We start from the raw sequence: 8,976 nt of genomic DNA, 5'->3' as shown, positions 1-8,976 counted from the left end.
GGCGCGCCCGGCGGGCGACCGGTGGCGGGACCCGCGGGCGCCTACCGTGGACGGCATGATCCACGACGGAGCGAGCGGCGCACTGCACGCGCTCGACACACGCATCGCCTCCTGCCGTGCCTGCCCCCGGCTGGTGGCCTGGCGCGAGGAGGCGGCCCGGGTGAAGCGGGCGGCCTTCGCGGACGAGGAGTACTGGGCGCGGCCGGTGCCGGGCTTCGGGCCGCAGGACGCGCGACTCCTCGTCCTCGGGCTCGCCCCGGCCGCGCACGGCGGGAACCGGACGGGACGCATGTTCACCGGCGACCGCTCCGGCGACGTCCTCTTCCACGCCTTCCACGGCGTGGGGCTCGCCAACCTGGCGCAGCCGCTCGCGCCCGGGGACGGGCTGCGGCTGCTCGGCACCCGGGTCACCGCGCCCGTCCACTGCGCCCCGCCGCAGAACAAGCCGACACCGCGCGAGCGGGACACCTGCCGGCACTGGCTGGCCGAGGAACTGGCCCTGTTGCGCCCCACGGTGCGGGCGGTCGTGATCCTCGGCGCCTTCGGCTGGCAGGCGGCGCTGCCCGCCTTCGCCGAGGCCGCCTGGACGGTACCGCGCCCGCGCCCGCGCTTCGGGCACGGAGCGGTCGTCCGGCTCGCCGCGCACGACGGCGGCCCGCCCCTCGACGTCTTCGGCTGCTACCACGTCAGCCAGCGCAACACCTTCACCGGGCTGCTCACCCCCGCGATGCTGCGCACGGTGCTGCGGAACGCGGGACGCGCGGCGGGACTCGACGTGACGGAGGAGTGAGCGCGGCGGGTAGTGGACGGCCGGGCGGGCCCGGACGCGGGAGGACCGTCCCGGCGCTCTCCGGTTTAGGCTCGGGGCATGGCGAGCGAGGTGAACACCGGGCCCGGGAACGTACGGGTGGACGTGTGGCTGTGGGCGGTGCGGATGGTGAAGACCCGCTCGGCGGCGACCGCGTCCTGCCGCGCCGGGCACGTACGGATCAACAACACCCCGGCCAAGGCGGCGGCCGCCGTCCGGGTCGGGGACGAGGTGCGCCTGCGGCACGAGGGCCGCGACCGGGTGCTCGTCGTGAGGGGCCTGCTCCGCAAGCGCGTGGGCGCGCCCGTCGCGGTCACGTGCTACGAGGACAACAGCCCGCCCCCGCCGCCTCGCGCGGCCGTCGCCCCGGCCGGAATCAGGGACCGCGGGGCGGGCCGCCCCACCAAGCGCGACCGGCGCGAGATGGAACGCCTGCGCGGGGCGGGAATGGGGCTCCCGCAGCCGCCGTCGTACGAGTGGGAGGCGGGGCGGGAACGGGGCTGAGCCCGTACCCCCCTCCCCCGCTCAGCCCCCCTGTACGTCCCCGACCGTGGAAGAGCCGATGATGTCCGCCGGGGCCAGGTCGCCCGGGGGGATGCCGGGGTGGTGGACGGTGGGGTGCGCGGTGTGGCGGGCCGGGCCGAGGGCGAGGCGGGAGACGATCCGGTAGCGGTCGCCCCGGTAGACGGAGTGGACGTACTCGACCGGGCGGCCCGTCGTGTCGGTCGTGAGGCGTTCGATGAGCAGGGCCGGGGAGAGCAGCGGGACGTCGAGGGTGCCGGCCTCGGCCTCGTTGACGACGGTCGGCTCGATCGACTGGGTCGCCTCGTGCACCTCGACCCGGTGGCTCTCGCGGAGGTGTTCGTACAGGTCGCCCGCCTCCAGTTCCGCCGCCGACAGACCGGGGACGAGGTCCTGCGGAATGTGCAGGTGCTCGATGGCCATCGGGTGGCCGTCGACGAGGCGCAGCCGGGCGATGTAGACGAGACGCGCGGCGGGTGAGAGGCGCAGCCTGCGGCCGATCCGCGCCCCGGCCTGGATCACCGAGTGCTCCAGGACACGGCTCGACCACGTGCCCTGCGCGAGCGGCACCGAGAGCGCGCCGTCGTCCGAGACGAGTTCCTGCGTGATCTTCGCGGGTGCGACGAACATGCCGCGCCCGTGCTCGCGGCGCAGCAGTCCGGTGGCGACGAGTTCGTCCACCGCCGCGCGCAACGTGGGGCGCGACACGCCGAGCTGGGCACTCAGGGCGCGCTCCGAGGGGATCGCGTCGCCGGGCGCCCGCGCCTCCACGAGGGAGAGCAGGTACTCCCGCACCCGCTCCCGTTTCGGCACCGCGCCACCGTGACCCGCGCCGAGACCCGCGCCGTCCCCCGGGCCCCCCGCCTCGGCCCGTCCGCCCACGCCCGGCGCTCCCCCCGCCTCGTGCTCCGCCACCGTCGCCCGCCTCCCGTCCCGCCACCACGGACCCGCACACCGGTCACTCCATCATGACCGCGGACCCACCGACTTGACCAGTAAACCCTACTGGTCAGGCGAGCGGACCAAAGCCCCCCGCGCACGCACCCCCTTCCCCGCCCGTCACACTACCCACCGCGTCCCCAAACTCCCTCATCACCCAAGCTGCACAAGGCTCTTGACGGCCCCATCCCCTTGTGTCACCTTCTTGCTCACCAACTGACCAGTGGTCAACTGGTCAACTCCTTGATGAGGTGCCCATGAAGCTGCGGCTTACCACTCCCCCGCTCGTCCTCGCGCTGAGTCTCGCGGGGCTGGCGGGTCTCACCTCCTGTTCCGACGACGGCGGCAGCGGCGGCTCCGGGACGGCCAAGAGCCCGGAGAAGGTCACCGTGTGGGTCATGCGGGACAGCGTCTCCGAGGACTTCCTCGGCCGGTTCACCAAGGACTTCGAGCGGCGGCACCGGAAGATCCGGCTCGACGTCCAGATACAGGAGTGGGACGGCATCGGCGAGAAGGTGACCGCGGCCCTCGCCAGCAACGACGCGCCCGACGTCATCGAGGTCGGCAACACGCAGGTCGCGCAGTACGCGGCGAGCGGCGGGGTCAAGGACCTCAGCGACCGGGTCACGGGCCTCAAGGGCGGGGACTGGCTGCCCGGCCTCGCCGAGCCGGGCAGGATCGACGGGAAGCAGTACGGCATTCCCTGGTACGCCGCCAACCGCGTCGTGCTCTACAACAAGGACCTCTTCGCCGAGGCCGGCATCACCAAGCCCCCCGCCACGCGGGACGAGTGGCTGCGCGACACCCGCAAGCTGAACAAGGGCGGGACGCAGGGCATCTATCTCCCCGGACAGAACTGGTACACCCTGGCCGGGTTCATCTGGGACGAGGGCGGCGACCTCGCGGTCAAGGACGGGGACTCCTGGAAGGGCGCGCTCGACTCCCCCGAGGCGCTCAAGGGCATGGCCTTCTACAAGAGTCTCCAGTCGCTCGGCAAGGGGCCGAAGGACTCGGACGAGGCGAAGCCCCCGCAGGCCGACGTCTTCGCCAAGGGCGATGTCGCGCAGGTCGTCTCCGTCCCCGGCGGCGCGAAGCTCGTGGAGGAGGCGGCGCCCGCGCTCAAGGGGAGGATCGGCTTCTTCCCCGTGCCGGGCAAGGAGGCGGGCACGCCCGGCTCCGTCTTCACCGGCGGCTCCGACCTCGTGATCCCCGAGGCGTCCACGCACCAGGACGCCGCCTACCAGGTGGTCAAGGCCCTCACCGGGACGAAGTGGCAGACGGACATGGCCCGGACGATGAGCTACGTGCCCAACCGCACCTCGCTCGCGAAGGCCGTCGCCGGCGACGCGGGCACCGCGGCGATGGCGGCGGGCGCGGCCCGGGGCCACGCGACCCCCAACTCCCCGGAGTGGGCCGCCGTCGAGGCGACCAACCCGGTCAAGGGCTACATGACCGCCGTCCTCACCGGCACCGACCCGGCGAAGGCCGCGCGGGCCGCGTCCGCCGCGATCACCAAGACCCTCAAGAAGTGAGCGGCACCCGCGGCACGCTCCGGGGCGCGCGCGGGCGCACCCCGGAGGCCGCCGGGCCCGCCGCGCCCCCCGTACCCGCGCCCCCCGTACCCGCTGCCGGGCGCGGCCCGCGGCGCGACCGGCACGACGGGGTCCCCCACCCCGCCTCCGGTGCCCGCGTCCGCCTCGCCGCCCTGTGGCCGTACCTCCTCATCGCCCCGACCGTGCTCGGCGCCGCGCTCCTCCTCGGCTATCCCCTGGTCCGCAACCTCGTCATCTCCTTCCAGCACTTCGGGATGGGCGAACTGATCCGCGGCCGGGCGAGCGGGGCCGGCTTCGGCAACTACCAGGAGGTGCTGGGCGACCGGGAGTTCTGGCGGGTCGTGCGGCGCACGCTGCTGTGGGCGCTCGTCAACGTCGTCCTGATCCTCGGCCTCGGCACGCTCGTCGCGCTGCTGCTCCGCTCGCTCGGGCGCCTCTCGCGCACGCTCGTGCTCAGCGGCCTCGTGCTCGCCTGGGCCAGCCCGGTCATCGCGACGACGACCGTCTTCCAGTGGCTCTTCTCCTCGCGCCTCGGCGTCGTCAACTGGGCGCTCACCCGGCTCGGTCTCGACTCCTTCCAGGACTACGCGTGGTTCGCGCACGGCCCCGCGACCTTCGCCGTCCTGGTCCTGCTCATCACGTGGCAGTCCGTGCCGTTCGTCGCGATCACGCTGCACGCCGCGCTGCTCACCGTCCCCGCCGAACTCACCGAGTCCGCGCGCATGGACGGCGCCGGGGCGTGGCGGATCTTCCGCTCGGTCACGCTGCCGCTGCTGCGGCCCGTCTTCGGGCTCGTGCTGTGCCTGGAGGTGATCTGGGTCTTCCGCTGCTTCGCGCAGATCTGGGCGCTGAGCAAGGGCGGCCCCGACTCCGCGACCACGACCCTGCCCGTCTACGCCTACCAGGTCGCGCAGGCCCTGCACCGCTACGACCTCGGCGCCGCGATCTCCACCCTCACCGTGCTGCTCCTCGTCGGCGTCCTCATCGCCTACCTGCGCGGCATGTTCCGTCAGGAGGCCGAGTCATGACCGCCCCCGCGGCCCCGCCGCTCGCACCCGCCGGCAAGACCCGCACCGCCGCGACCCCGCGCGGGACGCGCCGCAACACGGCACGCGGCCGCCTCCCGGCCCGCGTCCTGGCGCGCGGTGCCGCCGCCGCCGTCGTCTTCGTGCTGAGCGTCTTCCCCGTCTACTGGATGGTGCTCACGGCGCTCAAGCCGAACGCGCAGATCCAGTCCGAGACGCCCGTCTTCCTCCCCACGCGCCTCACCTTCGCGCACTTCTCGGACGCCGTGCACGCGGACGGCTTCTGGGGGTTCTGGCGCAACAGCCTGCTCGTCACGGCCGGTTCGGTGCTGCTCGCGCTGCTCGTCGCGCTCGCCGCCGCCTACGCCGTGGCGCGGCTGCGCTGGCGCGGGCGGCGTGCGTTCATCCTGCTCGTCTTCCTCGCCCAGGTCGCCCCCTGGGAGGCGCTGCTCATCCCGATGTACATCATCGCGCGGGACGCCGGGATGCTCGACCGCCTCTCGATGCTCACGCTCATCTCCTTCATGCTGACGCTGCCCTTCACCGTCGTGACGCTGCGGTCCTTCCTCAGCGGCATCCCGCCCGAGCTGGAGGAGGCGGCACAGGTGGACGGCTGCACGCGCGCCGCCGCCTTCCGGCGCGTCACGCTGCCGCTCCTGGCCCCGGGCCTCCTCGCGACCTCGCTCTTCGGCTGCATCACGGCGTGGAACGAGTTCGCCTTCGCCAACATGCTGATCATCAAGAACCAGGACGACCGGACCCTCCCCGTCTGGCTCTCCTCGTTCTCCAACGTCTTCGGCACCGACTGGGGCGCCACGATGGCCGCGTCGACGCTCTTCGCGCTCCCCGTGCTCGTCCTCTTCCTCGTCCTCCAGCGCCGCGTCGGCGCCGGCCTGACGAGCGGAGCGGTCAAGGGCTGAGGCCCCGCGCCCGTACGGCGACCACGCCGGCGGACACCGGGCCGCCCCGTCCGCACGCCCCGCAGCCCACGCCCCCGAGCCACCACCCCGGTACGCGCCGGAGCGGCCCCACCGTGCCGCGCCGTCCTGCCCGTACGCCCCCGTCACCCCCCGGAAAGGCCCCCGTATGCCCGCTCCCCGCGAGGCCCTCGCACTCGTGCCCCGGCCGCTGAAACTCGCCCGCCGCTTCGGCAGCTTCACCCTCGGCCCCGGCACCGCCCTGCGCGTCGCCCCCGGCACCGAGGGCGCGGCCGCACTGCTGCGCGAACTGCTCACGCCCGCGACCGGCTGCCCCCTCCCCGCCGCACCCGACGGGCAGATCATCCTCGTCCTCGATTCCGCGCTCGGCGGCACCGGCGAGGAGGGGTACGGGCTCACGGTCGCCACCGACGCGGTGCTGCTGCGCGCCGCGCGCCCCGCCGGGCTCCTGCACGGGGTGCAGACGCTGCGTCAGCTCCTGCCCGCCGAGACGCTGCGGCCCGGTCCGGTACGGGCGGAGCGCTGGGAGCTGCCCTGCGTGGAGATCACCGACCGGCCGCTGCTGGCCCGGCGCGGCTTCCTGATCGACGTGGCGCGGCACTTCCAGCCCGTCGCGTGGCTGCGCCGCCTCGTGGACCTCCTCGCCCTGCACAAGCTCAACGTCCTGCAACTGCACCTGACCGACGACCAGGGCTGGCGGATGCCGGTCCCGGCGCTGCCCCGGCTCACCGAGATCGGCGGGACGCGCGCCGAGACGCTCGGCGACGGGGTGCCGCACGGCGGCGCGTACACGACGGCGGAACTGCGCGGCCTCGTCGCGTACGCCGCGGCGCGCGGCGTCGAGATCGTCCCGGAGATCAACGTGCCCGGGCACGCGCGGGCCGCGATCGCCGCCTACCCGCACCTGGGCAACGACCCGGCGCGAAGCCTCCCGGTGTGGACCCGCTGGGGCGTGTGCGACACGGTGCTCGGCATGGGCGAGGCGTCGCTCGGCTTCGTCCGCACGGTCCTGGACGAGGTCATGGACGTCTTCCCCTCGCCCCATGTGCACCTCGGCGGCGACGAGTGCCCGAGCACCGAGTGGCACCACGCGCCCAGCGCCCTGGAGCGGGTGCGCGCCGAGGGGCTGCCGGGGCCCGAGGCGCTGCGCGGCTGGTTCCTCGGGCAGGCCGGGCGGCACCTCGCCGCGCACGACCGCGTCCCGCTCGGCTGGAGCGAGAACGGCACCGACCTGCCGCCGGGGTTCATCGTGCTGCCCTGGCGCGACACGGACCACGGCCTCGCCGCCGCCCGCCGCGGCCACCGGGTCATCACCTCCGCGCATCGCACGAGCTACCTCGACTACCCGCAGCACGCGGGCCCCGGCGAACCCCCCGGCCAGCCCGGGGCGCCGCTCACGCTGCGCCAGGTCTACGAGGCCGACCCCGTCCCGCCGGGCTGGGAGCCCGAGGCCGCCCGGCAGGTCGTCGGACGGCAGGCGGCGCTGTGGAGCGAGTACGCGCCGACCGCGGCCCACCTGGAGTACCTGGCCTTCCCGAGGCTCACCGCGCTCGCCGAACGCGCCTGGTCGCCGCGGCGCGACTGGGACGACTTCGGCGCGCGCCTCACCCGCCACCGGCTCCGCCTCGACGCCCTCGGCGTCCGGGGCGCGGACCGGTTCAGTGACACCCCGTCCACCGGAGAGGAAACCGGCTGATGCCCCCCCTGCCCCACAGCACCTCGCACGCCGTCCCCCGCACCGCCTCCCGTCCCGCCCGCCGTCGCGGACCGCTCCTCGCGGCAGCCCTCGGCGCGGGGCTGGTCGGCTCCGCGCTCACCGCCCTGCCCGCGACCGCGGCGGGCGAGCCCGTCACCGTCCAGTACCGGCAGAGCTCGACCGGCGCCGACCAGGCCGAACCCTGGTTCAAGGTCGTCAACTCCGGCAACAGCGCGGTCAGTCTCAGCCAGGTCAAGCTGCGCTACTACTTCCGCTCCGACAACGCCGCCGCCTACCGCTTCGCGTGCTCCTGGGCCGTGAAGGGCTGCGCGAACGTCACCGGCACCTTCGGCACCCTCGCCCACCCCACCGCGACCGCCGACCGCTACCTGGAGATCGGCTTCACCTCCGGCGCGGGCACCCTGGCACCCGGTGCCGACACGGGCGACCTCCAGCTCCGCTTCCACCGCGCCGACTGGGGCCCGCTCGACCAGAACGACGACTACTCCTTCGGCGCCGCGAAAACCTCGTACGGCGCCTGGGCCAAGGTCACCGCGAGCCTGAACGGCACGCAGGTCTGGGGCACCGCGCCCGAGGGCAACGACCCCACGGACCCCACCGACCCGACCGGTCCCACCGACCCGCCCGGTGACGGTGCCACGCTCTTCGACGACTTCTCCTACGCCTCCTCCACCGACCCGGGGCTCGACGCGCGCGGCTGGAGCGTGCGCTCCAACTCCGGCGGGCCCGGGGTACCGGGCGCCACGTGGGACCCGCGCAAGGTGACCTTCCCGAAGGACGGCACCAACACCGTCATGAACCTGGAGACCTCCACGGCGGGCACGGGCGAATCCACCGTGCACACCGAAGTCCTCACCAAGGACATGAAGTTCAAGAACGGGACCTACGCGGCCCGGGTCAAGTTCTCCGACGCGCCGAAGAGCGGCCCCGACGGCGACCACCTCGTGCAGACCTTCTTCACCATCAACGCCCTCAAGGCCCCGATGGACGACGACTACGGCGAGTACGACTTCGAGTACCTGCCCAACGGCGGCTGGGGCGAGAGCGGCGACATCCTCTACACGACCTCCTGGGAGACCTACCGGCCCGACCCCTGGGAGGCCGTCAACCAGCACACCGAGTCCCGCCGGTCCTACGCCGGCTGGCACGACCTCGTCCTCACCATCGACGACCAGCGGATCACGTACTACATCGACGGCGCCGAGTTCGGCACCCACGACGCCAAGTACCTGCCCGAGACGCCCATGTCGATCAACTTCAACCAGTGGCTCATCGACCTCGCGGGCCAGACCTCCACGACACCGCGCGCCTACGACGAGCAGATCGACTACGTCCTGCACGTCAAGGACCAGGTCCTCACCCCGCAGCAGGTGACCGCGAAGATCGCCGCCTACCGCGCGGCGGGCACGGCCTTCGAGGACACCGTCCCCCGCTCCTGACCACCGTCCCGGGCGGGGCGACACGCTCCGGCGCG

At 73.9% G+C, this 8,976-nt stretch carries 8 protein-coding genes; 7 read left to right on the top strand and 1 reads right to left on the bottom strand.

Going from position 1 to position 8,976, the window contains the following annotated elements; translation table 11 throughout:
• Window positions 1-55 precede the first annotated feature (55 nt).
• Complete coding sequence (locus SSBG_RS23425) at window positions 56-790, top strand: uracil-DNA glycosylase (protein WP_037871835.1); 735 nt, start codon at window positions 56-58, stop codon at window positions 788-790.
• 78 nt (window positions 791-868) lie between these two features.
• Window positions 869-1,312: an RNA-binding S4 domain-containing protein gene (locus SSBG_RS23420; RefSeq protein WP_078491395.1), complete on the top strand. Its 444-nt coding sequence runs from the start codon at window positions 869-871 to the stop codon at window positions 1,310-1,312.
• A 21-nt stretch (window positions 1,313-1,333) separates the two neighbouring features.
• Here SSBG_RS23420 and SSBG_RS23415 read toward each other — a convergent pair whose 3' ends face one another.
• Window positions 1,334-2,143: a GntR family transcriptional regulator gene (locus SSBG_RS23415; protein ID WP_008748545.1), complete on the bottom strand. Its 810-nt coding sequence runs from the start codon at window positions 2,141-2,143 to the stop codon at window positions 1,334-1,336.
• Between the two features lie 383 nt (window positions 2,144-2,526).
• Here SSBG_RS23415 and SSBG_RS23410 point away from each other — a divergent pair, with 383 nt between their 5' ends.
• From SSBG_RS23410 to SSBG_RS23390, 5 genes are all read left to right on the top strand, one after another.
• The gene (locus tag SSBG_RS23410; RefSeq protein ID WP_037870475.1) at window positions 2,527-3,801 is read left to right on the top strand and encodes an extracellular solute-binding protein; all 1,275 of its coding nucleotides are present in this window, start codon (window positions 2,527-2,529) and stop codon (window positions 3,799-3,801) included.
• A 173-nt stretch (window positions 3,802-3,974) separates the two neighbouring features.
• On the top strand, window positions 3,975-4,850 hold the full coding sequence (locus SSBG_RS23405; RefSeq protein WP_008748543.1) for a carbohydrate ABC transporter permease: 876 nt from the start codon (window positions 3,975-3,977) through the stop codon (window positions 4,848-4,850).
• On the top strand, window positions 4,847-5,767 hold the full coding sequence (locus SSBG_RS23400; protein ID WP_008748542.1) for a carbohydrate ABC transporter permease: 921 nt from the start codon (window positions 4,847-4,849) through the stop codon (window positions 5,765-5,767). The genes SSBG_RS23405 and SSBG_RS23400 overlap by 4 nt, the downstream gene beginning before the upstream one ends.
• A 166-nt stretch (window positions 5,768-5,933) precedes the next feature.
• Window positions 5,934-7,481, top strand: coding sequence for a beta-N-acetylhexosaminidase (locus SSBG_RS23395; protein WP_008748541.1), 1,548 nt, complete (start codon window positions 5,934-5,936; stop codon window positions 7,479-7,481).
• Window positions 7,481-8,941 carry a cellulose binding domain-containing protein gene (locus tag SSBG_RS23390; RefSeq protein WP_008748540.1) on the top strand — a complete coding sequence of 487 codons (1,461 nt, stop codon included), beginning with the start codon at window positions 7,481-7,483 and terminating at the stop codon, window positions 8,939-8,941. The genes SSBG_RS23395 and SSBG_RS23390 overlap by 1 nt, the downstream gene beginning before the upstream one ends.
• Window positions 8,942-8,976 lie beyond the last annotated feature (35 nt).

It is taken from the genome of Streptomyces sp. SPB074 (genome assembly GCF_000154905.1).
In the GTDB taxonomy this organism is placed as follows: domain Bacteria; phylum Actinomycetota; class Actinomycetes; order Streptomycetales; family Streptomycetaceae; genus Streptomyces.
This window is presented reverse-complemented; position numbering and strand designations above follow the sequence as displayed.